At 56.4% G+C, this 25,088-nt stretch carries 27 protein-coding genes and 2 pseudogenes; 16 read left to right on the top strand and 13 right to left on the bottom strand.

Annotated features, from left to right (window positions below; translation table 11 throughout):
- Nucleotides 1-159: 159 nt before the first annotated feature.
- The 6 genes and pseudogenes from A2G06_02490 to A2G06_02465 form a co-directional block, all read right to left on the bottom strand.
- A complete protein-coding gene (locus tag A2G06_02490; GenBank protein ID ANA39439.1) occupies nucleotides 160-2,340 on the bottom strand; it encodes a recombinase RecD in 2,181 nt (726 codons plus the stop codon).
- Entirely contained in the window at nucleotides 2,337-3,005 is a 669-nt protein-coding gene (locus tag A2G06_02485; protein ANA39438.1) for a hypothetical protein, read from the bottom strand. Before A2G06_02485 ends, A2G06_02490 begins: the two co-directional genes overlap by 4 nt.
- Nucleotides 3,006-3,011: 6 nt before the next feature.
- On the bottom strand, nucleotides 3,012-3,509 hold the full coding sequence (locus A2G06_02480) for a hypothetical protein (GenBank protein ANA39437.1): 498 nt from the start codon (nucleotides 3,507-3,509) through the stop codon (nucleotides 3,012-3,014).
- 137 nt (nucleotides 3,510-3,646) lie between these two features.
- Nucleotides 3,647-3,886: a hypothetical protein gene (locus A2G06_02475; protein ANA39436.1), complete on the bottom strand. Its 240-nt coding sequence runs from the start codon at nucleotides 3,884-3,886 to the stop codon at nucleotides 3,647-3,649.
- Nucleotides 3,849-4,903 (bottom strand): annotated as a pseudogene (locus tag A2G06_02470) (hypothetical protein). Before A2G06_02470 ends, A2G06_02475 begins: the two are co-directional and overlap by 38 nt.
- Nucleotides 4,904-5,015: 112 nt before the next feature.
- On the bottom strand, nucleotides 5,016-6,098 hold the full coding sequence (locus A2G06_02465) for a hypothetical protein (protein ANA39435.1): 1,083 nt from the start codon (nucleotides 6,096-6,098) through the stop codon (nucleotides 5,016-5,018).
- Between the two features lie 216 nt (nucleotides 6,099-6,314).
- On the opposite strand from A2G06_02465, the gene A2G06_02460 reads away from it, so the two are divergent.
- Entirely contained in the window at nucleotides 6,315-6,548 is a 234-nt protein-coding gene (locus A2G06_02460; GenBank protein ANA39434.1) for a hypothetical protein, read from the top strand.
- A 1,168-nt stretch (nucleotides 6,549-7,716) separates the two neighbouring features.
- On the opposite strand, the gene A2G06_02455 is transcribed toward A2G06_02460, so the two are convergent.
- Complete coding sequence (locus A2G06_02455; GenBank protein ID ANA39433.1) at nucleotides 7,717-8,277, bottom strand: hypothetical protein; 561 nt, start codon at nucleotides 8,275-8,277, stop codon at nucleotides 7,717-7,719.
- A 230-nt stretch (nucleotides 8,278-8,507) separates the two neighbouring features.
- Between A2G06_02455 and A2G06_02450 the strand changes: the two genes are divergently transcribed.
- Nucleotides 8,508-9,026 carry a hypothetical protein gene (locus tag A2G06_02450; GenBank protein ID ANA39432.1) on the top strand — a complete coding sequence of 173 codons (519 nt, stop codon included), beginning with the start codon at nucleotides 8,508-8,510 and terminating at the stop codon, nucleotides 9,024-9,026.
- A gap of 16 nt (nucleotides 9,027-9,042) precedes the next feature.
- Here A2G06_02450 and A2G06_02445 read toward each other — a convergent pair whose 3' ends face one another.
- From A2G06_02445 to A2G06_02435, 3 genes are read right to left on the bottom strand one after another with little or no spacing between them, the layout of a single operon-like run.
- A complete protein-coding gene (locus A2G06_02445) occupies nucleotides 9,043-10,272 on the bottom strand; it encodes a DNA polymerase IV (GenBank protein ANA39431.1) in 1,230 nt (409 codons plus the stop codon).
- Complete coding sequence (locus A2G06_02440) at nucleotides 10,272-10,517, bottom strand: hypothetical protein (GenBank protein ANA39430.1); 246 nt, start codon at nucleotides 10,515-10,517, stop codon at nucleotides 10,272-10,274. Before A2G06_02440 ends, A2G06_02445 begins: the two co-directional genes overlap by 1 nt.
- A 3-nt stretch (nucleotides 10,518-10,520) precedes the next feature.
- A complete protein-coding gene (locus tag A2G06_02435) occupies nucleotides 10,521-11,126 on the bottom strand; it encodes a LexA family transcriptional regulator (protein ANA39429.1) in 606 nt (201 codons plus the stop codon).
- Nucleotides 11,127-11,239: 113 nt separating this feature from the next.
- Here A2G06_02435 and A2G06_02430 point away from each other — a divergent pair, with 113 nt between their 5' ends.
- From A2G06_02430 to A2G06_02365, 14 genes and pseudogenes are all read left to right on the top strand, one after another.
- Nucleotides 11,240-11,746, top strand: coding sequence for a transglycosylase (locus tag A2G06_02430; GenBank protein ID ANA39428.1), 507 nt, complete (start codon nucleotides 11,240-11,242; stop codon nucleotides 11,744-11,746).
- Nucleotides 11,733-12,455: a hypothetical protein gene (locus A2G06_02425; protein ANA39427.1), complete on the top strand. Its 723-nt coding sequence runs from the start codon at nucleotides 11,733-11,735 to the stop codon at nucleotides 12,453-12,455. The genes A2G06_02430 and A2G06_02425 overlap by 14 nt, the downstream gene beginning before the upstream one ends.
- Nucleotides 12,424-13,796 (top strand): annotated as a pseudogene (locus tag A2G06_02420) (conjugal transfer protein TraG). Before A2G06_02425 ends, A2G06_02420 begins: the two are co-directional and overlap by 32 nt.
- Nucleotides 13,793-15,244: a hypothetical protein gene (locus tag A2G06_02415; GenBank protein ANA39426.1), complete on the top strand. Its 1,452-nt coding sequence runs from the start codon at nucleotides 13,793-13,795 to the stop codon at nucleotides 15,242-15,244. Before A2G06_02420 ends, A2G06_02415 begins: the two are co-directional and overlap by 4 nt.
- On the top strand, nucleotides 15,232-16,068 hold the full coding sequence (locus A2G06_02410; protein ANA39425.1) for a thioredoxin: 837 nt from the start codon (nucleotides 15,232-15,234) through the stop codon (nucleotides 16,066-16,068). The genes A2G06_02415 and A2G06_02410 overlap by 13 nt, the downstream gene beginning before the upstream one ends.
- Before the next feature lie 33 nt (nucleotides 16,069-16,101).
- Nucleotides 16,102-17,589: a conjugal transfer protein TraH gene (locus tag A2G06_02405; protein ANA39424.1), complete on the top strand. Its 1,488-nt coding sequence runs from the start codon at nucleotides 16,102-16,104 to the stop codon at nucleotides 17,587-17,589.
- 22 nt (nucleotides 17,590-17,611) lie between these two features.
- Nucleotides 17,612-18,106 (top strand): hypothetical protein, encoded by a 495-nt coding sequence (locus A2G06_02400; protein ID ANA39423.1) that lies wholly within the window; start codon nucleotides 17,612-17,614, stop codon nucleotides 18,104-18,106.
- Nucleotides 18,107-18,214: 108 nt separating this feature from the next.
- On the top strand, nucleotides 18,215-18,439 hold the full coding sequence (locus tag A2G06_02395) for a hypothetical protein (GenBank protein ID ANA39422.1): 225 nt from the start codon (nucleotides 18,215-18,217) through the stop codon (nucleotides 18,437-18,439).
- A gap of 86 nt (nucleotides 18,440-18,525) precedes the next feature.
- Complete coding sequence (locus tag A2G06_02390; protein ANA39421.1) at nucleotides 18,526-18,747, top strand: hypothetical protein; 222 nt, start codon at nucleotides 18,526-18,528, stop codon at nucleotides 18,745-18,747.
- Between the two features lie 312 nt (nucleotides 18,748-19,059).
- A complete protein-coding gene (locus A2G06_02385) occupies nucleotides 19,060-19,872 on the top strand; it encodes an endonuclease (GenBank protein ANA39420.1) in 813 nt (270 codons plus the stop codon).
- Nucleotides 19,869-20,132, top strand: a complete 264-nt coding sequence (locus A2G06_02380) for a hypothetical protein (GenBank protein ANA39419.1) — start codon at nucleotides 19,869-19,871, stop codon at nucleotides 20,130-20,132. The genes A2G06_02385 and A2G06_02380 overlap by 4 nt, the downstream gene beginning before the upstream one ends.
- A gap of 481 nt (nucleotides 20,133-20,613) precedes the next feature.
- Entirely contained in the window at nucleotides 20,614-21,021 is a 408-nt protein-coding gene (locus A2G06_02375; protein ID ANA39418.1) for a single-stranded DNA-binding protein, read from the top strand.
- 118 nt (nucleotides 21,022-21,139) lie between these two features.
- The gene (locus A2G06_02370) at nucleotides 21,140-22,240 is read left to right on the top strand and encodes a hypothetical protein (protein ID ANA39417.1); all 1,101 of its coding nucleotides are present in this window, start codon (nucleotides 21,140-21,142) and stop codon (nucleotides 22,238-22,240) included.
- A gap of 32 nt (nucleotides 22,241-22,272) precedes the next feature.
- Nucleotides 22,273-22,656 carry a hypothetical protein gene (locus A2G06_02365; protein ID ANA39416.1) on the top strand — a complete coding sequence of 128 codons (384 nt, stop codon included), beginning with the start codon at nucleotides 22,273-22,275 and terminating at the stop codon, nucleotides 22,654-22,656.
- Nucleotides 22,657-22,915: 259 nt separating this feature from the next.
- Here A2G06_02365 and A2G06_02360 read toward each other — a convergent pair whose 3' ends face one another.
- The 3 genes from A2G06_02360 to A2G06_02350 form a co-directional block, all read right to left on the bottom strand.
- Nucleotides 22,916-23,419, bottom strand: a complete 504-nt coding sequence (locus A2G06_02360) for a hypothetical protein (protein ANA39415.1) — start codon at nucleotides 23,417-23,419, stop codon at nucleotides 22,916-22,918.
- Between the two features lie 218 nt (nucleotides 23,420-23,637).
- Entirely contained in the window at nucleotides 23,638-24,270 is a 633-nt protein-coding gene (locus A2G06_02355; GenBank protein ID ANA39414.1) for a hypothetical protein, read from the bottom strand.
- Nucleotides 24,271-24,273: 3 nt separating this feature from the next.
- The gene (locus A2G06_02350) at nucleotides 24,274-24,861 is read right to left on the bottom strand and encodes a resolvase (protein ID ANA39413.1); all 588 of its coding nucleotides are present in this window, start codon (nucleotides 24,859-24,861) and stop codon (nucleotides 24,274-24,276) included.
- Nucleotides 24,862-25,088 lie beyond the last annotated feature (227 nt).

The following is a 25,088-nucleotide window of genomic DNA, read 5'->3' as shown; positions in this document are numbered from 1 at the left end:
GAACTAGATTGATGAGGGACAAAAGTGGTGATTTTTTCGCTCTAGTAATATGAATAAGGTCATCAAAGGTCGGTCAAACGTCTTCCTGTCCAGACTCCGGTACTGGATCGCCTCGGCGATGTGCTGCTCCCTGATGACCTCAACCGGTCCTGCATGCGGTCATTCAGCAAGCCGAACTGCCAACTTCGTCATTCTTCTCGTGGACTTCCTATTCTTCACAGCCATTGCCAAGGCTTTAGGTTGGCCAATAATGATTACAAGCTTCTTCCCTCGTGTCACGGCCGTGTAGATCAGGTTCCGCTCCAAAAGGGTATAGTGCTGCATAGCCAAGGGGATCACAACCGCCGGGTATTCGGAACCCTGGCTCTTGTGAATACTGGTCGCATAGGCAAGTGACACCTCATCCAACTCACCGAAATCATACTCGATGGTTCTGCCGTCGTAGTCAACCTGCAGAGCGCCTTCCTCCTGGTCGATCCCCATGATCTGTCCAATATCGCCGTTGAAAACTTCCTTGTCGTAGTTGTTGACAGTCTGGATCACCTTGTCGCCGGGGGCGAAAGTCGTCCCGAAGCGAGTGATTTTCGGCTCGCCCTTCTCGTTTAGCTTCATCTGCAATTCTGCATTCAGAGACCGGGCACCGATGCCCCCGCGGTTCATCGGGGTGAGGACCTGTATGTCCTTAACCGGATGCATGCCGAACCGCTTGGGGATGCGCTCCGTGACCACTTGCAGCAGTTTCTCGTGGATTTCTTCCGGAGTGTTTGCCGGGATGAAATAGAAATCAGACAACTCAGCACCCTCTGCCTTCAGGGGCATCTCGCCTTTATTAATGCGATGGGCGTTGACTATGATCCGGGAGGTCGCCGCCTGCCGGAAAATTTCCGTCAGCCGAACGGTTGGGACTTTGCCGGAATCGATGATGTCGGAAAGCACCGCTCCAGGGCCCACAGAGGGGAGTTGGTCTACATCGCCGACTATCATCAGTGCTGCCTTATCGGGAACAGCCGCAAGCAGTCGGTTCATCAAGACGATGTCCACCATCGAGGATTCGTCCACTACCAACAGATCGGTTTCAAGGGGGTTGTCCCGCCCTCGCTTGAATCCAAACGACTTTGGATCGAACTCGAGCAGCCTGTGAATGGTCTTGGCCTCAAGGCCAGTGGATTCGGAAAGTCGTTTCGCAGCCCGCCCCGTGGGGGCACAGAGGGTAACGTTAATCTGTTTCGCCCGGACGATCTGGAGGATGCTGTTGACCAACGTAGTCTTACCGACACCTGGGCCACCAGTAATGACCACCGCTTTGCTGGACAAGGCGAGTCTCACCGCCTCTCCTTGAGAAGCCGAAAGAGTTAGGCCTGTCTTTCCCTCCACCCACGGGATGGCCTTGTCCGCGTCGATTGCACCCCAGCGAGGCCGTCCCTCCAGGATTCTCTTGATGCTTGCCGCCACCCCGACCTCTGCCCGATGCAACGGGGCCAGAAACAGACATTCGCGCCCTTCGATTTCCTCCTTGACCAAGTTCTCCGCAGTGATCTCTTCGCGGATGGCCTCTTCCAGAATCGCCTCTGGAATTTGCAGCAATTTGCCCGACTCCGCCACCAACGTCTCCACCGGGGCGGCGCAGTGTCCGTCGTTGGAGATTTCCTGCAAGACATGGCGGACGCCGGCTTGCGCACGAATCAGAGAGTCCGGGGCAATCCCAAGCCGGCCGGCAATGACGTCCGCGGTCTTGAAACCGATGCCGTGGATGTCCAAGGCTAAACGGTAAGGATTTTCGGTAACCTTGATGATTGCTTCATCGCCGTAAGTCTTGTAGATGCGGACAGCCCGGGCTGTGCCTACTCCGTGCGACTGGAGAAACACCATGATCTCCCGGATAACTTTCTGTTCGGCCCAGGCAGAGGTTATCTTCTCCACACGTTTCTTGCCGATGCCCGGGAGAGAAAGCATTTTCTCCGGGTCGTTCTCGATGACGGTGAAGACGTTTTCCCCGAAGGCTTTCACCAGTACCTTGGCAAAATGTGGTCCGATCCCTTTGACCATGCCGGAACCGAGATACTTCTCGATCCCCTCGACGGTGCTGGGAGGAACAACCTTCAACTGTCTGGCCTTGAATTGCAGACCGTGGGTCCTGTCGTTGTGCCAGACGCCAATACACTCGATGAACTCGCCGGGGGTGATGGATGCCGCGGAGCCAACGACGGTAACCAGATCTCTTTGTCCCTTGACCTTGGCGCGCAGGACGCAGAAGCCCGATTCCTCGCTGTGGAAGGTCACCCGTTCCACAGAGCCGGCAAGCCGTTCAACGGCAGTATCGGTAGAGGTTGCTGTCTTCATGAAACAGTCTGCTCAATGCAGGCAGGCGTTTCGTTGCGGGGGGAATTGACGAGCGACGAGACCGGCCAGGCCCTCAGAAGGTCCGAAGGGTACGGATGGTAGAGGCGCGTGAGTTTCTCGGGCTCGGTGATGTCGCGGTCGAGCCAGAGATCGAATTCTGCTGGATGCAGGATGACCGGCATCCTGTCATGGATGGGGGCTATCAAGCTGTTGGCATTGGTGGTGAGAATCGTGAAGGATTCCAGCCGTGATCCGTCCGGTGCTTTCCATGAATCCCATATCCCAGCGAAAGCCATCGGCGATCCGTCGGCCATGCTCACGTAGAAAGGTATCTTCTTGTCGGTTTGTGTCCAGTCATAGAATCCGCTGGCCGGTATAATGCACCGGCGGGTACGGATCGCCTGACGAAAGGCCGGTTTTTCGTGAACCGACTCGCATCGGGCGTTGATCATCTTGTTGCCGATATGGGGGTCTTTCGCCCACGAAGGAATCAATCCCCATTTCATCGTAACCAGTTGCCGCGCACCTTCGGCATTCTGTCGAATTACGACTACCTCTTGCGTCGGAGCGATGTTGTAGCGTGCTTCGATCCGGGGAAGCTCGGAAAGGCCGAAGATTTCCGCCAGAACCTCCGGCGGCAGTATGATTGTAAATCTTCCGCACACGGCCGCTCACTCCCTTGGCTTTTCCTCTTGAATTCCCTGCAGAAGCTTTTTCAGAAATTGCAGAGCGGCTTCGAACTTGGTCCCTTGGAACGAGGCACCCTTGACCATATTGGAGAGCATCCTGAAACCCTGCTCTTCGTCGGTTTCGCGGATCAGAATCTCCTCTACCGTCTTTAGCGTCTCCGGACTGCCCAACTGCGCGATGTCCCGCCCGAGCAGCCGAACGGAAGCGAGCCGGGAGTCGAATTCTTCCTCGGTGAGCAGGGGTACGTGGGACTCGTACAGTTTTGCCTCCACACCGGTCGCGTCGTAGTTCTCCAGGATGAAGAGAAGATCATGGGCATCGCGTTCCCGTCTCGGGTATGCGTCGGCCCAGGAGATGATCTTCAGAAGCGCCAGAGCCGGTACCGAAGGAACGAGGATCTCCAAGGGTGGATCGCTGCTGAGGCGCACCTTCAATGCCGATTGATACGCTTCTTCAAACCCGAGCATGCTCATGATCATGTCATGGTCAGGTGGCCAGCTGATCCGTTTCGTTTCTCCGCTAATCCCTCCATAGGGTACGATATCGACAACGGCGGCAAATGAGCTTGCAATGAAGCGGTGTGGTGATTTCGTCGCCGTGAGAAGTCCGCGGTCGATCAGGCGCCGGTCAACCGCTGGAATTCCTCCCAGCTTGCGACCTCGACACCAATATCTATGTCTTCCGTCACTCGTGGAGCGGGAATCCGGTGGATATGCTCGAAGATCACGTCGCGGGCGAAAGCGCCTACAACGAAGAAATGTATGTCGAGCTCCTCGGCGACTGCCTTGATATTCCCGAGAACCGATATCCTCCCGGCGTCAATCCTCCCCGAAATATCGATCGAGATGTTGTTCATAGATCATCCTTGCGGTTTCCATGGTTCGTTGTTCGCCTATCTCGGCCAGGTCTGCGTAAATGAGGATCGGATGCACGGCATCGCCTTCACCGAAGCCGTTTCCCGGCGGCCAGAACCGTTCGAGAATCTCCACGTTGCCTGCGGGTCCTTTTTCAGCCTGTTGGCGATCACCAGATCGGCCAGACGGTTCTTGTCCGCATACAGCGTGACCGTGCCCGGCTTCAAGTATCCGGTCAGTTTCGCCGCGGCAACCTCTCCCCCCCACTGGGCGAGGGCGGGGTCCAACTGGATATCCTTCCACCAGTCGCCGTCACCCCGGAAGCGCCCCAGCAACAACTTCGGCTTGAGGTAGTCGGGATACGCCGCGATCCAGCGCTCGAAGAGCGTCTTCCTGTCCAGGAGCTTCTTCCCCTTTTTTCCCATGTCGAGAATGAAGCCTTTCTGGACCAGTTCGGTCATGGTGCCGTTCACCGTCCCCAAGGCGACATCCGTCATCTCGGCGAGATCGCGATACGGCCTGTCGACCAGTTCCGGGCGGCACAAAAGGAGGTAGGCGATCTTCAGTCCGACTCCTTTGAAGAGACGAGCTGCGGGAACTGGGGTTACTTCCTTTTCCGGTCGGTTGCCTTTCACGAAGATCAACAGGGGCGGCTGATTGACGAAGGCGTTACCGACCGTGTCGATGAACTGGATGCCGCCGTCGTGCAGTCTTGCCGCGGCCTCGGGGGGGACATACCCTGTCGCCAGCAGGAATGGGTGCTGCGTCTTATCCTTGTTGATCAGAGCCTGGAGCTCCGCCGCTTTGGTAAGCCGGTTCTTGACCTCGACGCACCAAACGAATTCCTTCCCGAAAACCCTTGCCCGAACAATGTAGTCGTATCCCTGGTCACGAAAGTCGCGAACCGGCTCCGCATCGTATTCCAGGGGAGCGAGCGTCTTCAACGCTTCCATCGCCTGCCGCAGGATGGCGGCTTCGTTCTCGGTTGCCGGATTATGTTCAATATTTTGTTTGTTCATTTGTATTGAACATAACAAATTGTTGAACATGAGTCAACAATATTAAAATTTCCTGCGATGGCCACACCGCCGGGGCAGTCTTTTGGGGCAATACCTCAATAAGACTACCTGGTTAGGCGTGTGCAACTTGCAACAAAGTAACTGTTACCCCAAATTTTGGATCAAGCATAGACTCTTCAATTACCTTGATCCCCGTGGGTGTCTCTTTGAACCAAATGCTCCCGTCAACTATTCCACTCCTTATTTCTTTTGAAATAGGTGGATCGACTATGAACGAATAAGCAAGGGAGCCCTCCTTAACGCTATCTACAAGCTTGTAAGGGAAACCTTTTTCATAGACTCTAGTAAACGCTGCCTTGTCTGAGGTAATATAAACGGCTTTTGAGCCGTAATATTCTGAGTACTTATGTGCCAGAGCGGTCATGGAGCAATTATATTTTCCCTTAGCGAATTCCTCAAAGATCTCGATAGAGGGGGTTATCTTTTTGAAATCCTTCTTGACTATCTGGCCAGGTAGCGTTAATTCCCCCGCAAATTGCCTCGCTTCTATTTCTAATTGATCTTCATGATCGAGAGATCTCTTGTGCTTATATCTTTTGAAAGTATGTCTTAAGTGCCAAGGCATTACCAGATGGCCAAGAAGTATAGCTACTGTGAATTTTTCCCTCTCTGGGTGGTTACAATCTGGACTTAATATAATAAGAGGGGTCTCTGGATTCTTGTATAGAATACCCTCGCTGTCTTCGAGTTCAGCTCTGACAACGTTCACTCCAAGTTTTTCAGCAATCTGAAAGACATCAACAGGGATATCCTTTATCTTATGGTTTTGAATGATAAATTGTGCATACTCAATCGGAGATGTCAGTAAAGGAAGGTCTTTGTAATATTTTGTGCCAGAGATAAGAAATATATAATCTATGACTTTCCTCTTCTTTTCTGCGTCCAAGAAGGGAACTATAGAGAAAACCAATTTGTCTAACGGGTCTTCTGTCCCCTTCAGTTCTTCACTAAAAAGAGACTCGATTGAAACTTCCAACTCGTGAGCGATTTTAAGCATTAGTCCATATGATGGTTTTCGGCTTCCGCCCTCGATTTGACTGATAAATGCGGTTGTCACCCCCACAGCATCCGCTAAGGCGGCTTGTGTTGCTTTCTTGGCTTTCCTTTTTTCGGCTATTCTTTTGCCAATCGTCATCATTCTCCCCCCGATAGTCCAAGGCTAAATTTGCTTTTCTAACATATTTTTGATGAGTTGCGGAAGTTTTTTCGCACCACCCTCTTTTCCGTCGGGATGTCAGCAGTATAACAAACTGTTAAATATTTGTATAGCTAATAGTTAAATTTATGTTGACTCGGATTTGATGTTGTCGTATATACCACATAGATGAAAAAAGCCTAAAAGGAGACTCACATGGAAAGAAAAGAGCATCATGTGGTACCCAACCCGGAAGGAGGTTGGGACGTGAAGCGGAACGGGGCAGATAGAGTGTCGATTCACACCGACACGAAGCAGGACGCGATTGACCGTGGGCGAGTGATGAGCCAGAACCAGGGGACAGAGCTCATCATTCACAACCGCGACGGGAAAATCTCGAATTCAGACAGCCATGGCCATGATCCTTGTCCCCCCAGGGATCAGAAATAACAACAAAAAGGGAGAGCAAAATGTCACAAGACAAGAAGAACTCGGAAAATCATGGTAACCCCGCCACACCTGCAACGCCGGCAAACCCCAATGGTCCCGGTCAACCCGCCACCCCGGCAACTCCAGCGACACCGCCGGCTAACCCGGGGCATCGTCCTCCAAATCCTCCTAATCCCGGCGGCGGAAGGCAGGTAGGATAATGGCTTGGTGGGACAGGTATCCCGGGGAACTGGAGCGCGAAATCCATGCGCTTGAGGCCGCCGGCATGCAGCCACGAAAAAATGAGGAGTGGTTTTCTGCAGGTAAAGCTGTGATAACCATCCGTCTGGAGGTCCTGGGTGGGGAGAGAGAAGCTTCTATCATCTACCCGGACCTCTATCCTTACTTCAGACCCATCCTTCAAGTCCCTGGTCTGGGTACGGAACTACGTCATTACAATCCATGCGCGGGCGAAATCTGTCTATTGCAACGAGGTACACAACATTGGCTACCTAACGCGACGGCGGCGGAACATATACGAGAGATGCTGCCACATTGGGAACAAGCAGCTGTCCGCGATTATGGTGAATCGCGCCTGGAAATAGAGGATAGCCAAGCAGAACCGGTTACGGTGTATTATCCCGCAGTATCAAGTCAGATGGTGGTGATGGACAGCTCATGGCGACTGCCGATGGGAATCAAGTCTGGCCGTATAAGAATCGTCCTTCCAAACGGATATAAAAGCATCGCCCCGTCAGAGTCCTATGCCGCATGGGTGACCGGAATCGAGGATGACAACAAGAAATCCATCGATGGAATTAGTCTTCCAGAGCCTGTTCACAAGTGGGTCGAGGCGCAGAATTATGAGGAGTGTAAATATCCGTGGATAAGACTTGAGGCCCCACCGTCAGGCAGGACGGTGCTCGAACTGGCGGGCATGCTGATATCGTTAGATCCTAAGGTCAGAACCCACATTAATCATGAAATAGCCGCAAGTAGAAGTGGACTTTATGGCTTCTGCTTTCCAGAGGAAGCCCCGGGCGGTGGGAAGCGGGACGGGTGGCTGTTTCTGGCCTATCATTGTGATCGTAAGACAAAACGAAAAAAAGGAACGGCGCCGGAGCCATCTTGGTGGGTCATAAGGCCAGATTATGCCGGAGAAAAAGACCTGTTCGAGAGGATCCCGGAACTACATCCACTGCGTGGCAAAACTGTAGCGGTCATCGGGCTTGGCTGCGTCGGCGCACCGAGCGCCCTGGCATTTGCACGCGCCGGAGTCGGAGAGCTGAGGTTGTTGGATGGGGACAGTGTTAGCGCTGGAACGACATGCCGTTGGCCTCTCGGTTTGACCGCCGTGGGCGCGGGAAAAGTCCGGGAACTGGCACGGTACATTTCCAATAATTACCCTTTCACAAGAATCGGGACTGGTCATTACCCCCACGGAAGTAAAGAAGACTGCATGCTCACGATCGGAGCTTCCACTAACGATCATGATCAATGGGACTGCCTTGACAAACTGCTCGAAGGGGTCGATCTCGTTTACGATGCCACGGCGGAACAAGGAATCAACTTGCTGGCCAACGATCTTGCTATTGCCAGGAATGTTCCTTACGTTAGCGTCTCGTCGCGTACCGGCGGGTGGGGCGGTAATGTGGTGAGGGTTAGGCCGGGCAGTGGAAGGGGATGCTATCTCTGTTACCTGCATGCTCTTCAGGATGGACAGATCGCGCAGCCACCACACGATCCTCATGGTGATGGCCTGCAGCCGGTTGGATGCGGAGATGTAACCTTTAGGGCCGCTGGATTTGATGTTGAAGAAATTGCTCTCGCCGGTGTGAGAATGGCCGTATCAACACTCTGCGAAGGATCGCAGGGGGGATACCCTCCTATTGTCCACGATGTAGGCATTCTCTCTCTGCGGAAAGACGGGTTCTCAACTTTTCCTGAATGGCAGAGTTTCCATCTCCAAAAGCATCCCAAATGTGGGCTGTGCAACCGATGAAGCAAGTTTGGATATTGCGGGAAGTGCTTGACCGGATTAAGCATGAAGCGGAGTGCAAAGCCTCTCTGGAGACAGGGGGGCTTTTGATTGGGTATCGTTCAGCGGATGATGAACATGTCGTGGTCACCGCCATGGTCGGACCAGGCGCCAATGCCAAGCATCGGAAATGGACGTTTAGACCGGATTACAGTTTTCACCGGGAAGAGATCAGTAGAATCTTTGATGAGAGTGGGGGGATGCATACATACTTGGGTGATTGGCATTCCCATCCCACCGCTTCGTCATACCTGAGCTTGCTCGACAAACGAGCCTTACGGAACATCGCCCGGTTTCCGGACAACTATATTGACCGGCCAATAATGTTGGTCGTGGGGCGCGCAATTAACGGCGAATGGACACCGGGTGTTTGGAGAATATCACCTCTACTGCATAAGTTTCCTTGGGCCAGGTGGGAATATGTTCCCCTTGAAATTACGATATTCGATCACTTGAGCTAAACGGCTCTCGGCCTTCTTACTTCACGGCGACATTTCTGATCCCATCCGGCCGCCAGGCCGGGGAGATAACGAATGAGCCTTTCTTTTCTTTCCCCGCCAGCAAGCTGCCGAACGTCACTGTGAAGTCGCCAAACCGGTCGTTCACAACATCCATGGCATGCACCATGAACGCCTTCCTTCGCTCATCCTCAAACAAGGGCAGTTGATCCTGCCGGTAGGAGAGGTTCGTCAGCCGCACCCCGAGCAGGCGGACTGGTTGTTCCAGTTCGATGGAGTCCAGGATCTGGATGGCTCCCCGGTAGATATCCTCACTCTGGTTCACGGGACGGGAGAGGGTCTCCTGCTTTCCGAAGGTGGTGAAGTCCACATAGCGAATCGTGAGGTGAATCGTCTTGCCGGCAACCCTGTAGCGCCTCGCCCTCCGCCCGACCATCTCCGACAGCTGCAGCAAGAAACGAAGGATGTCGGCCCTGGTGGTAATGTCTTCTCTCAACGTCATGGAGTGCCCGACCGATTTCACCTCGTCGGCATCCTCCGCCGGGACAACCGGCGACTCGTCAACACCGAGCCCCATGAAGTGGAGCCTCTCTCCCACGACGCCGAACTTCCGCTTCAGGATGTCCACAGGGAATCTTCCCAACTGGCCGCAGGTATTGATCCCCAGGAGGTTCAGGTGTCGCTCCATCTTCCTGCCGATGCCGCAGAGCTCCTTGATGGGCATGGTTTCCAATACCCGGCTTACGTCCCCGGGGGTGATCGTCGTCAGGCCGTCCGGCTTCTTCATCTCCGAGGCCAGCTTTGCCAGGAGCTTGTTCGGTGCGATGCCGATGGAGCAGGTGATGTCAAAGCGGTGCCTGATCCGGGATTTGAGAAGGTAGGCGACATTCTCGGCGCTTCCGAAGATCGACAGGGAGTTGGTCAGATCCATGAACGCCTCGTCGATGCTGAACACCTCCACAAGAGGGGTGTAGTCCAGCATCATCTTCATGATCTCGGCGGAGGTGTGGGTGTACTTGCGGTTGTCGGCCGGCACCATGATCACGTCCGGGCACAGCCTCCGGGCCTCATGGAGCATCATGCCGGTCTTGACGCCGAACTTGCGGGCCTCGTAGCTGGCGGTCAGGATTACCGTGCGTTGCTGCGAACCCGTGACGACAACGGGCTTGCCCTGCAGTTCCGGATTGGCGGCCTGCTCGACAGAGGCGAAAAAGCTGTTCATGTCAAGATGCATGATCACGCGGCTCATCACTTCACCTCGATGCCGTTCAGCAGCCAGCTCTGGTCGCTCGTGTTGTAGACCAACTCGTAGAGCGCTTCTCCGTCCGTCACTGAAAAGTGCAGGAGAAGAGCATCGCCCACCTTTTCCCTCCAGTAGTACGTCGTCCGGAGGATCGAGTGCTTCCGGTTGTGCCAGTCGAACCAGACCGGCTTGATCTGGCGTCCCGGCGTGAAGATGGTGGCGATCCTTATTTGTTCCCTGATCCGTTCCAATTCCTACTCCAACTGCCTGTATATGCCGATGACCTTGCCGACGATCGAGACGTCCTTGTCGGGGCCCACCATGATCGGCTCCATGTTGGGATTGGCCGGCTGGAGACGAATGCGGTCGCGCTCCCGGTAGAACCACTTGAGCGTGGCCTCTCCCTCGACCATGACGACCACCGTGTCCCTGTTTTCCGCGACGGGCTGCGGACGGACCAGTGCGAGATCGCCGTCGAAAATCCCAGCTCCGATCATCGAGTCCCCTTTCACCCTAAGAAGGAAGCACCCTTCGCCCTTAACCTGTCCCTGATCGACAGCGAAGTACCCCTGGATGTCCTCGATGGCGGGGTGGAGCAGGCCGGCGCGGACGGTGCCGACGATCGGTAGCGGGACCGATGTGGCCCCCTGCGCTGCAAGCACTATTCTTCTTCGCGCCGCTCCGGACCTCCTGATGAAGCCCTTCTTCTCAAGGGCGTCGAGGTGGCGGTTCACGCCGAACGTGCTGCTGATGTTCATGCCGCCGGCAATGTCCCGCAGAGTCGGCGAGTAGCCGTTCGTCTGGATGAACCGGGCGATGAAGTCCAGTACCTTCTGCTGCCGTGCCGTGAGGTCGGTCACCGTTTTCTCCTCCGCATAGTGTCCAATTGAGCACTATATATCAGGGTCGCATTGTCTTGTCAAGACAACGAGAGCTGTCCCCCCGCTAGATATAGGGTTAGGAGAAAACGAACATGATCCGACTGTCGGTATTCATCCTGATGATGCTCTGCCTTGCGGCAAACACTGCAAGCGCCCATGCTTTCTGCTTCCAGGAGGCGGGAGAGCTTTACGGCATCTCGCCGCAGCTTCTCTGGAGCATCGCCAAGGTGGAGAGCAACTTCGATCCGGGGGCCGTGAACTGGAACCGGAACGGCACCTACGATTTCGGGCTCATGCAGATCAACTCCTCCTGGGCCGGACGGCTCGGAAAGACCTGGAGCGGTCTCGGAGATCCCTGCACGAACGTGAAGGTGGGGGCCTGGATTCTCGCTCAGTGCGTCTCCGACTACGGCTACACCTGGCAGGCGGTCGGCTGCTACAACTCCCGCACCCCGTCGAAGCGCGATCGCTACGCGGCAAAGGTGTTCCGGATTCTGTCGGAACACGCCGGGACCCAGCCGATCAGACAGGTGGCCTCGGCCGAGGTCGTAGCGCAAGATGCACCCTGGCAGACGGTGTTCAGCCGTGTTGACCGCTGACCTTCTGCAGAAGTACGGGCTGCCGGAAGACCAGGTGCTCGATGCCGTGGAGCTTGCCGTGACCAGAACCCTGTCCGCTGCCTTCGATACCACCATCTCGGTCAGGGCGGAGAACGGACTGGAGATCGTCGCCTATCCGCGCATCGGAAGGCCGGTCGAGGTTCCGCTGCATGCCATAACGAGGAAACTCCGGCGCCACATTCTCCACAATGTCGAACTGGAACTGCAAAGGAGGCAGGCACTGCGCGAGGCGGAGGTCCTTCAGGAACTGCGGGGCCAGGTCATATACGGCACCGTCGGAAGGATCGAGGACGGTGGGACGTTGCGCGTGGTGCTGGAGATCGACGAAGCCTTCCGCCGCCTGATCCTGAGCGGGGAATGCCCGCTACTCTACCAGCCCGGGCATGAACGTGGGCTTTACCGGGTCGGCGACATGCGGGCTTTTCACGTTACACGGGTCCACGCCGTCCAGGCCGGCAGGCACTCGGCGCGCGTCCGCATCCAACTGAGTCGAACGTCACCGCAACTGCCGGAACTGCTCCTGAAGAAAGTCACGGGAGTGGACGGCATCGTTTGTCAGAGACGGGTCGCCGGAGGGTTCAGCAGGCTCGCGACGCCGGTCCGTCTTCCCAAGAGCGCCATCAACAGCGTCGGAAAGGAACTGGGAGAACACCTGTATGTTTTCGTGGCTGAAAAAAGCGGGAGGTGACGAGCCGTCCACCGACATCGGCACCGGCGTCCGGATGGAGCAGCCGACCCGGATCGTCCCCATCTCGATCCCGGACTCCTTCCGGAGACGGCACATGTTTGTGTTCGGAACCACCGGCGTGGGTAAGACCCGGCTCTGCGAGAACCTGATCGAGTCCGATATTCGCAAGGGGAACAGCGTCGTCTACTTCGACCCCAAGGGGGACCAGCAGATATTCACCAAGATATTCGAGGTGGCCCGGGAGTCCGGCCGGCTGAAGGACCTGATGCTGGTGACGCCGATCTTTCCCGAGTATTCGGCGGTGGTCGATCCGATGGCCTTCTATTTCATGGTCGACGAGCTGGTCGGCCACATCATCTCCGGCATCCAGGGTGGACGGGAGCCGTTCTACCGCAACATCGCCAAGGAGATCACGACCGCCGTTATCACCGGCAACATCATTCTCGCCAAGGAGGAAGGCACAAGCTCGTCCTGAACATGGACACGATCCGCACCAGCATCCGGCGCAGCTCCTTGGAATACACCATGAACCACCTGCAAAGGCTGGAGATGCCGGAGGCGGACCTGATCGCGGGGATGTTCAGGGACATCCTTGACTCGCCCCAGGAGTACTACTCGAAGGTTTCTTCGTCGCTTCGCACCTGTCTCATGGAGCTTTCCTCCGGCAACATCGGCAAAATCATCGGCCAGGCCGACAGCAACCGCTTCATCGACCGGCTTGAGGAGGGAAAGCCGGTCATCCTGGTCGTCCACACCGGCTCCCTGATCACCCGCGAGGCAGCCGCCACTCTCGGCAAGGTCCTCCTCTCCATGATCCAGTCGTTCGTCGGCAGGGTCTATCTCTCCAACAGGCAGAAGGTCTCCCCTCCGTTGTCGATCTACATCGACGAGGCGCAGAGTCTGATCTACCAGGGGGTGGAGGAACTGTTCGCCAAGGCGGGATCGGCCGATGTGATGGTTCACGCCTTCGCCCAGTCCGTGAACCAGATATACGCCGCCGTGGGAGAGGAGTACGGGAAGTCGATCCTCGACAACACCAACACCAAGATCTTCATGCGCTGCTCTGACGCCGAGACCTCCGAGTACGTGGTGCGGCATTTCGGGGTGAGAAACGTGCTAACCGGGATTTTCGGCTCGAACCAGGTCACGACCCGCGAAGTGGAACAGGACATCCTCAAGGTCCAGGACATTCTCGGCCTGCAGCCGCAGGAGTTCTACATGCTTACCTATTCGGGAAGATACAAGGGGACCACCCTCATGGTGAAAAATCCATCGGTGAAGATCAACTTTCCCGCCGCCCCGCTGAATGTGCCGTCGGCGAAAAGGGAGAGCTCGAAATGAAAACCCTGGCCTTAATCGCCGGATTGATCGGAGTCGGCCTGATCCTGTTCTCGATCAGGCTGTTCATCGGCCTTCGACCCGAAAGTGCCCCCGAGGCGAAGGAACGCCGCGAAGAGGGGGACGGCGAAATGGAGACCCTCACCCTCAAGGAGATCAGCCACCTCTGGACCGAAGAGGAGGAAACCCCCTCGGACGAGAACAACGCGCTGGCGGGCGACGTCATCGAGTTCACGGAAGTGGCGAAACTCTGGCGCAAGCCTCCTTCCGCCACGGACGAAGTGGCCACCCCGCCTCCTGCCTTCGCCATCGAGGAGATAGCAGCGTTCTACCGGACGATGGTCCAGAATCAGCGGCTCGTGAAAGGTGCCCGCAGGATGGTGATCGTTGAGATCCTCAAACTGCTCGACGCGGAAGGGACCTGTCCTTCCGTGGTCGGCAAGGGACACGCGGGCGGTGGGGGAAAGGTGACGGAAACGGATGCCCAGTATGGGGCCGAGGCGTATTCCCTGCTCGCCACGATACCCCTTTACAGGCACAGCCTGGCGGTAGCCCGTAAATTCGCCGCGACCGCCGGCAAGGGGGCGATGCTGGCCGACTGCCTGATTATCGCGCTCGGTCACGACATCGGCAAGATTCCGTCTTTCCACAAAAAGTACTACTCCACCGCGGATCACCCGGTCATTTCCAAGATTGTCCTCGGCGGCATACCAGAGTATGCCTCCCTTCCCAACAGGCAGGAACTGGACGCCGCCATCGGCAATCACCACGCGATCACCCCTCCGGACGAACTCACCGTGCAGTTGAAGCGGTGCGACCATGACGCGCGGGCGGAAGAGTTGGCGTCGTTCGGAAATGTCGGGGTCCCCTTGATGCCGGTCGAACAGGTGACGGCCGATGCGGATCGGCCGAAGACGGACCACCCGCTCGGCTCTCCGGTGGAGGGGAAATTCACGCCGACGACGCTGGAACTCCCCTCCTGGTTCGACGCGGACACCGTGCTGTCGCTTCTCGGAGAGATGGTAAACCGACTGGAGGAGACGCCCACCGGCAGCCGCTGGCATATCGTCTCAATGCCGAACGGCCTGGTCTTCGCCAACCAGGACGCACTGTGGCGGGTGATTCACCGGATCGGAGGACACGACCCGCTGGTGAAACTGGCGGACGCGAACGAGGAGATGAAGCGGAACCTGCTCCACACCGTCGTATGGGAACTGAGCAGGGTCAAGAACGCCATCGCCACCGACCTGATGGGCCGCGGCCACTATATGACGCAGACAACCGTCGTCACCAAAGGTGGCAAAGGGTATTCAGTCCTGCTGATACCGTTCCGGGCCGAGGCCTTCGGCGCTCTCCCGTCGACCCTGGAGAGCGAGAAGCCGCAGGCGCTGCGACAGATGGTCGCGGACATCAAGCTGAAGATCAGGGAGGGCGCCACATGCGTAACCTGATCGTCGCCTGCCTGCTCCTCGTCTTCGCCGCTACCGCCAGCGCCGATTACTACTCGGAGGCGGGCAAGGGATGGTGGTGGTACGAGAAAGAACCGCCCAAGGCCACAGAGGAGAAGGAGAAGAACCGGGACGCCGGCTCCAGGCCCGCAAAGCTCAGGGACTATACCTACGATCAGATCTGGGACATGCATCCCGACAACTTCGAGAAGCTCGCCGAAGGTCTGAAGAAGGAGGCGGTGCGGAACCCGTCGGAGGAGAACGTCAGGGACTACTACGAAGTCCAGGAGATCGCCAGGAAGAAGGCCCTCGCCTTCACCAACGTCTCCCAGTACGTCTGGCAGAAATACCCGGAACTGTCCACCAAGAAGGACTATCCGATCACGACCCCCGGCAATCTGGGCCGCATATCCCGGATCAGGGAGGAAAAGAGTAGGAAGCTGCGCGAAAACCGGAACGACTTCGCGCTCATCTATTTCTTCCGGCAGGACTGCAGCTTCTGCGACGAACAGGCGCCGATCCTGGAGTGGTTCACCAACTCGACCGGGTGGGTGGTGAAGAGGGTGAACACCCAGGAGAACCCGGGACTCGCCGCGAGATTCCATGTGGAGATCACCCCCACTCTCGTCCTAATCCAGAAAGGGAACCAGGATTATTTCCCGGTGTCGTCAGGCGTGATCTCCGCCGACGAGATAGAGGACAGAACTTACCGGGCCGTAAGGCTCCTCAAGGGGGAAATCACCCCGGAGGAATTCTCCCTCTACGATTTCCAGCGGGGAGGCGGTTTCGACGTGAAGAAGCGTCCTCCCGCGCCAACGGAGAAATAGATGGAATCGCGACATGAGAAAGGAGGTGTGCCCATGCTGCATCGCAAGGGAACAAAGCTTATCGCGGCGGCGGTGGCCGTGTCTCTCGCCGGCTTCCCCGGCCCGGCGCCAGGGTCGGGCTGGGTGGACGACTGGATAAAGCAGAAAAGCAGCACTTCCCCCAGCTACTACGAGGGGGCGAAACGTGGCTACTACACAGGCGGCGGATTCTCTGCTCGCTGGGCCAATTCCAACGACTACCTGGTCACCGCATCGCTCCCGCAGCTCAAGTCGGGATGCGGCGGCATCGACGCCTTCCTGGGGGGATTCTCGTTCATGAACGCCGATTATCTCGTCCAGAAGCTGCAGAACATCCTTTCCGCGGCGCCTGCGGCTGCCTTCGACATTGCCCTGAAGACCCTGGCTCCCCAGGTGGCGGACACCATCAAGACGCTGGAGGCGATCACCGACCGGCTGAACTCGCTCCAGCTCAACGACTGCAAGGCGGCCAAGGCCCTGGTGGCGACGGCTTCGAGCCCATTCTCCTCCATCATGTCCGACAGCCTGAAGGCGGAGATTAAGTCGGCCCAGACCGATTTCCTGGTTTCCAGCGGGGCGAAAGACCTGGCCCATGACGTGAGCAAGCTGTTCGATAGCGAGCTCAAGTCCGCCAGCGGAACAAAGCCCATGGCTCCCGGCACCATCCAGACTTCGGCAGCCAGCGCCACGGCTGGCTGTCCCGATGAGGTGAGGACAGTTTTCGGCGACGGGTCGGTCTTGGAGAACCTGGCTGCGAAGAGGGGGATGAGCAGCGATTACGTGCAGCTCATCAGGGGCTTCATCGGCGACGTCGTGGTCCAGAGTCCGGCCACCTCGGGGACTACGTACCGTGCCCAGTACATCCCCCCCTGCGACAAGAATGGGAGTTTCAGCTCATTCATCGACGGTACGGCCCAACGGAGGGCCAGCGGCGGAGCATGCGCGGACATCACCGACGCCAACAAGAACCTGTTGACCTACGTGAACGGTCAGATGCAGGCCATTGCCGGGAAGCTCAAGGCAAGGCAGCCACTTTCCGCAGACGAGGAAACGTTCCTGAAGAGCACTCCCCTCTCGGTCGGCCTGATCCTGAAGAACGCCACGGCCACCAACACGGAGGGAGAGGTCATCGGCAAGCTCTCCGAGGTCACCGCAAGGGCCTTCGGTTACTACATGCTTCTCGACCTCTTCAACCGGGCGGTGCAGCTCAGCGAAAGCGCCAAGAACATCATGTCGAGCCAGCAGACGAGCAAGGCGGGGGCCTCGCCCGAGACGTGCCAGATCGCCCTTTTGGGCGAAGGGCTCCAGCATCTCCAGACCCTCGAGGAGAAAACCCTGCATCTGCTGCAGGAGGCCCATCAAAGCTACGCCAACGCGGCAACCGAGGTGAACTCGGTGGAAATGCTCGTCCTCAACATGAAACGATTCGACGATACGGTATTCGCGGAGCTCTCGGGGCGCTTCGGGACAGGTGTAGCCCGGCGGGCACTGGGGAAATCCTAACCACACTCAAGGAGAGAAAATCATGAGCAAGTCTACCAAAGGGCAAGAGAAACACGAAAGCGGCGAAAAGGAACAGAGGAAACCCCGCCCTACCCCCGAGGAATGGCGCGAAGAGCGGCACAAGAAGTCGGAACGTAGCGACCTGGCGTTCATCAGCCGACGGACCTACGACCAGTTCGATTTCATCGGTCTTCTCAACTCCCACGACATCATGCTCCACAAGCTGAGATTGCAGGCAGGAAGGAGCAGGAAACTCAGTTTCGCCGTGGTGGCGGAGATCATTGAGAAGTCCGACAAAATCAAGGGAGACATCAATCTCCTCAATGCGCAAATAAGCAGGCTGCTGGGAGACAGATACATTCCGCCCCGCGGGTTTGACGATCCGCTGGCAAAAAACGACCAGGATGCCGACGAGGCGCAACCGGCAAAGAAGCCCGTGACGGAGAAAAAGGGTGCCGGCGTGACCGGCTCGGCCATCTCGGTACAAGAGGGCATTGAGCTGCCGGCGTCGGCCTGAAATGTCGGGGAGATCTTCACTTGTCCACCGTAAGATGATATGATGTGCGCCGTTTCATTTTATTGGGTATCCGTATTTCATGATTGAAGCATGGCATAACAGAGATTCTTGAAACGAGTCATCCTTTTTATAATCGCTATCGTGGTGACATCAATCGCAGTTACCTTCGATGTCGTCAGCAGGGTCCAACCGGAACCACTCCATCCTGTCCGTGTTACATGGGTCATCCATCTGTTCCTGTGGATGACGGCCGGTTGGATAATCGGGTATGCGTGGCAGCAGTTTGTGGCGTCTCTCAAAGCAAAATACGAGGTGGACGATGCCAGCGAATAATCCCGCTAGCAAAGTGACCTGGACTGAGGAAGACGATCAAGAGTTTCGTCGTCTTCAATCAAAGTACGACAATGAGGGGCTTACGGATGATGAAGATCTCGCAGCGACACAACTTCTTCGAGCGTTATGTAGCTCATTGGTATCAGACTGATCCGGTCTTTCGGGAAGCAAAAAATACATTCCTTCAGGGTCTGGATATTGTGTCAAAGGTGGATAAATTTCTCTCTCTACAGGAACGGAATGCTTTGATCAGGCCGCTTGTAATGGAAGCATTCATGAAGATTAGCAGCAGGGGATCGCATGCGTGAAGGAGCTGTTCCAAAGGTGATCAACTTGTTAAGCACGATGTTGAGAGAGAACCCTGAACAGATACCTGGGCAAGATGGATTAGCTGTCGCAGACTGGTTTGACTCTCTATACTACTGCCCGAATGATCACACGATCTATCATGCCGAGGGATACAGCCGAGGAGAAGTCTCTTTGATTCTACACCTGCGCAGGAATGGTATTGCCCCCGAAGATTTTATGCGCAGATTGCAGGCAGATCATGTTACAGGTACCGCTCTGAGCGACCATAAATCATGAAATCCGGATACACATTAGAATCGACAGGAGGACCCATGAAGAGCAGGTTTTCGATCACGCTCGTGACCGCCCTCATCCTGGCGCTTTTCATCGCTCCGTCCTTCGCGATGGAATCCTCCTGCGGGGAGCATTACGTCGGAGGCGAGGCGCCGGACATCATCAACGCCAAGATGCAGGCAAAGACCCAGGAACTCTGCTATGAGGAATTCGGCGTGGTCCATTCCGGCCTGACGCGCACCCCGCTCTGGTCCGCCGAGCATCTCACCAGGTCCAGGCTCGACGCCGCCAAGGGGATGATCCGCAAGGACACGTTCCACGCCGAAGAGCGGCTGCCGGAGTCGGCCCGGGCGGAACTTTCCGACTACGCGCGCAGCGGCTTCGACAGAGGGCACACGTCTCCCAACGCCGACATGTCCACCGATCAGGCGCAGCACGAGAGCTTCAGCCTCGCCAACATCGTCCCCCAGGACGGCACCAACAACAGGGGAATCTGGAGCGGGATCGAGAGCGCGGTCAGAACGCTGGCGAAGCGGGAAGGAAACCTGTACGTCATCACCGGTCCCCTGTTCGTCGGCAACAACGTCAAGGCCCTCAAGCGCCGGGTCCTGGTGCCGACCCACATCTACAAGATCGTGTACAGCCCGAAGCGCAACGCCGCCGGGGTCTATCTGGTCAACAACGCCGCCGAGGCGGATCTGCGCTACATCTCGGTGGCCGAACTCGAGCAGATGGCCGGGATCGATTTCTTCCCCTCCATGTCGCCGGCCGTGAAACGGGAAATCATGCCGCTTCCTCAGCCGAAGGAGCACAGGGGAGGCGGAAAGAGGCACGGGAGGAATTACAGGTGAGCAGGAAAAAGGATCTCAGCATCTCTCCGTTCCAGAACGAATCGGAGTGCCTCCAGATCAACGGGTTGACCATCGAGAACCGTCTGGATCGGGTGTCGCTGTACGGCAGCCTCGACATCACCCGGGACAAGGAAGGCCTGGAGAAGGTGGTCAAGCTGAAGGAGATAGTTGATTCGGTGGTCGCGGCCATGACGGGCGTGGAATTGCCCGACAAGGTCGAGGTGGAACAGCCGGACACGGTGAAAAACCCCTTCGCGTAGGAGACCGGCCGGAAGGCTGAACGCCTCATCACGAAGGTGGCAGAAGATTTTCGTATTTTTACACTCTTCCATCGAAGAGATTCCGCGAGGGTCACGCACCCCGGAACAAATTTCAGGGATAGCCCCTGATCTGAACACCCCGGCAGGGATGCAACGCAGGGAAAGACAAGGCGCGCTTTTCGCCCCTTTCCCGGTGAAGTCAGTGTGCTCGACGAGCACCAGGTAGTCGACCTTGGGCAAAGGCGACTTTAAACAGCGACGATAGAGGTGCGTCCAGAACCGGACAGTGCCTTTTTTCATACCATAACCCCGCAAAGACCTGTTTCGGACATCGTGCCGGAACGGGTTTTTTTGTACCCAAAACCCGCGACAAGCCTTGGAAGCGGCGGGAATTCAACATGTCCCGACAGGGAGACCAAACCTCTCCCCGCGCGGGATCGGTGACCGTCTTCTCGTTCGGGAAACCAGCAAGGAGGCAGTCATGGCAAGTTTGAACAAGGTTCTCTTGATAGGGAATCTGGGCAAGGATCCGGAAGTCAGGTACACGGCATCCGGAACGGCGGTCGCAAGTTTTTCTCTGGCGACGTCGGAACGCTTCAAGAACAAGGCAGGAGAATACGAGGAGCGGACCGAGTGGCACAATCTCACCCTCTGGGGACGTCTGGCTGAAATCGCCGGCGAATACCTGTCAAAGGGGAAGACGGTGTACATAGAGGGCCGGCTCCAGACCAGGAAATGGCAGGACAAGGAAGGCAAGGACCGTTACACCACGGAGATCGTCGGCGAGAAGATGCAGATGCTGTCGAGGAAAGAAACCGGACGCGAAGGCGACCCGGAACCGGACAGCTTCTACCAGCCGCCTTCCGGAGGAGACGAAATTCCCTTCTGAGCCCTGACCATCCGTAACGACCGAAACCAAACACAAGCCCGACAGGGGAGACACAGACCCCTGCGGGGTGGTCCGTCTCCTCTGTCCGGGTACAACCCACAGAAAGGAGATCGAGATCATGTTCCAGAAAGCAGTCAGAAAGAGAGCGAAAGCACGTATCGGCATCTGCGGCCCGGCGGGCTCCGGCAAAACCATGTCGGCCCTCAAGCTGGCATTCGGGATCGTCGGCCCCACCGGAAAAATCGCGGTACTCGATACGGAGAACGAAAGCGCTTCTCTCTACGCCCACCTGGGCGACTACCACGTCGCCGTCATCAAGCCCCCCTTCACCGTCGAGAAGTACATAAGCGGCATCAGGGAGGCGGAAAAACTGGGTTACGACCTCATCATCATCGACTCACTCTCCCATGCATGGGCAGGGACCGGTGGCATCCTGGAGTTCGTTGACTCGAGGACCGAATCGGCGAAGGGAAACAAGTTTGCCGGGTGGCGTGAAGCGACCCCCAAGCACAACTCCCTCGTCGATGCCATGCTGCAGTCGCAGATGCACGTCATCGCCACGATGCGCAGCAAAACCGAATACGTCCTTGTCGATGACGAGAGAGGCAAGAAAGTCCCGAAAAAGGTCGGCATGGCGCCCATTCAAAGAGAGGGAATGGACTTTGAATTTACTCTGGTCTTCGATGTTGACCAGGAAAGGCACATCGCCACCACCAGCAAGGACCGGACAGAGATTTTCGACGGTTTCCACGGGAAGTTGACGGAGGAACACGGAAGCTCCATCCGCGCCTGGCTGGAATCGGGAGAGTCGGCGCAGAATCATGCCGGTAATACCCAGGAACAGCAACCCGCGGGGCCGAAGTTCATCACGCAGGATCAGGTGATGGAACTGGAGGCGAAAATCAGCGAGGTGGGAGCCGACCGGGACAAATTCCTCGCCTATCTGGGAGTGAACAGACTCGAGGATATTCCCGCCGAACGGATTTCCGCCGCGCTCAAGGCCCTGGAAGCGAAAACGAAGAAGACCGACGGGGCACCGGTGACTGACATCACGGCCATCCTGGCCGCACGCCGCATCCCGTTCAAACTGGACGAAACCAACAAAGAGGTCTACGCCACTCCGTCGTATCAGGACTCTGCCTCCAAGGAGTTCCTGAAGACGAAAGGCTTCAAGTGGAGTTCCTCCTACAAAGCATGGGTCATCAAGATGGCGGCCTGACCGCTATCCGACCCCATGAACAGGAGGAAGCCATGCAACCCACCATTTCACTCATTGGTCAGCGTGCCTCGGCCACCATCTTCTGCAGCAACCTGATCTTGGAAGACGACAAGCTTGTCGTTCTGCTGTCCGCATACGGCCCCTCCCAAGAGGTCAGGGCCTTCGCCCAGATCCTCTACGACCGGGAGGCCCCCGTGCTGGAAGTCCCCGGCAGGAAGAGAGACCGCGTGGCAATGGGAGGACCCGTGAGCCTTATCGGCAAGATGGATAACGGCTACTCGGGGCTGTACGTCCTTCCCGGACGCCAGCGCCGCCTCATCGTCGGGAACAGCAGGGAGGAATGCTTCGGCATCTACTCCCGCATACTGGATCAGCAGGGATTCATGGCTGCCACGAGCATGAAGCGCGACGGGTAGGTGAGCGACATGAGCGCCCGCGAAATCGTCACCTTGCCATCCTCGAGAGGCTGCCGCAAGACCTCGAGGACATTCTTCTTGAATTCGTACTGGGGAATTACAGTTATGACCGTGATTTTCCAATATTGCCCGAGAATTGCTAATATTCCCTTAACACCCCCAACAATAGAACCCTGTTCTCATTTCCTTGTCTTAAACAGTCAAATTGGCTTCTGTATCCAACAGATGCGAAGAAGGTCAGCCTCGTAAATCTCCCTAATTATCCACCCCAACTCTTTTTCCTGAATCTATTTGGCGTCGAAGGGGGCGTTGGCGGCTCAGACGGACGAGTCGGTTCTCGTTTACTCTTTCCATCTCTGGAAACATCAAAACTCAGAAAAGGCTCGGCCGCATACGTCTCCATCTTTCTTATGCTGTCAGGTATTTCAGGCTTACTCTCGGGGTAGTAATAAAACGAATGGCAGCCCCCGGCATCATTGTGCGGCAAGTAGGTGCTTAAACGCCCAAGTCCATCTTCGGAGTATGAGGAATAACAAGTGACCACCCCAGCTTTCGGGACCTCGCCCACTTCAACAAGGGCGTCGAGAAAAATGTCTACGGGACCGATAAAGAGTTGACCTGCTTTTCTCATGCCCGTGATCAACTTCCTGAACGCTGCCTCGGTGGCATTTGCATTCTTCGCTTCGACCATGCAGGTAAAATAACCAAAGCGAGGCTCTTCACTCACTTCGTCAAAAGAGAAGTGTCCCAAATATAAGGGCATCCCTTCCTCCTGTTCAGGCCATCGCCTGATCCTTGCGTTGCGTGAGACATTCGATTTGCACTTTCACTTCCCCTTTTGTCCGGCACCAGGATTGGACGGAGGTGATGGCTGTTGGGGTGCAGGCATCCCTGGGGGCACGTATCCGACGTTTGGACCCGGTGGTTGGGGTGGAGGCATATTAGGAACCGTGTATCCGCGATCTCTGTTCCTGTTCTCACTCATTTGATGCCCCCCTCCTGCTTGCCGACCGACTTCTTTTCATCCTTTGTGCCACCGTTGCCTTCTTCACTGTTTTGTCGTGGAAGTGCTTGTTGTCCATTACTTGCCCCCTCTTGAAGTTGACGTAGTGGTGGCATTGGTGGGGCGACAACCCCACCCTGAAGCCTCTCGGTTTTTTCCGTCATCTGTAGGACCTCATTCATGTTAACCGCAGAGAATACGGTAACGGCAATTACTGCCGAGACAAAAGCACCGCCAGACACCCTATTCAGCCAAATTGTGGCGGCCGTGAAAGGGTTCTTCTTGTTCCAATAGGACAAATCGCCAGAGACAAATTTTTCAAAATAATCCAACTGGACGCTTATTGACTTCTGGCTGGTCAGGAATGACATGACTGTGAGAACGATAGATGTGCAAAACAGCCCCCACGATAAAACCAACAACCAAGGAATTACCATCACATCAGCCGGGAAAAGGTCTTTTACGAGAGCAAGGGAAATAGCCAGACCACCCCCAGAAAAGGTCAAAAGAGCCTTGTCATATTGCTCATGGCTGGATTTTTGAGCGTTCCAGAGTTCCTTACGGTAGTCATCATGAATTGGCGGCGCTTGGGGCACCTGCTGTGGGTCCACTTGCTAAGCCACCTTTTTTTGATTTCTCACCTTCGCCAGGTAGTCAAAGAACGTTCGCCGGCCAATCCCAACCAGTTTGCAAACCTCGCCAGCGCTCTTGTCAGAATTCTCGTAAAGGATGCGGGCCTGCTCCAGCTTGTCCTGATCCGTTCGTGGCCTTCCACCGGTCTTCCCTCTCGCCTTGGCCGCCGCCCGGCCTGCTGCCGCCCGCTCGGACTTCAGATCTAGCTCAAGCTGGTTTACGACGCCGATCATGCCGATGAATGCCCTGCCGGTGGCTGTCGTGGTGTCGATGTGCTCACGGAGTGAAACCAAATTGATGCTTCTATCACCAAGATCCTTGACGACCTTGAGCATGTGCATCAGCGAACGGGACATCCGGCTCAGTTCAGCGACGACGAGCGTGTCACCGGGCCGCAGGTACTCCATGAGGCGGTCCCACTCGGGCCGGGACTCCTTCGAACCGCTGGCCTTGTCGGTGAAGATCTTCGAGCAGCCAGCGGCGGTCAGGGCGTCGATCTGGGAGTCGAGATTTTGGCCGGCAGTGCTGACCCGGGCGTAACCGATCCTATTTGACGTTGTCGTTTCCATGAGGGACACCTCACTTTCGCGCAGAGTCTCACAACTCGTCTATGCCGTCAAGTATTTGCACGTTGTTTCTCGCAGTGGTTTTCGCACCGGGAAATGGTGCCTGGCGGTGGTGTGGCGAGAGGGAAATAGACCAGTGCGGAAAGTGTACTTTTTGCACTGGGCAAAGGAGCCATCGTTTTATGTCGTGACCTTTTAGAATTTAGGGCGAAATGGGGTTTTTATGGTAA

This window comes from Geobacter anodireducens (assembly GCA_001628815.1).
Classification (GTDB): Bacteria; Desulfobacterota; Desulfuromonadia; order Geobacterales; family Geobacteraceae; genus Geobacter; species Geobacter anodireducens.
Note: the sequence above shows the minus strand (reverse complement) of the source record. Positions and strands in the feature narration are given on the sequence as shown.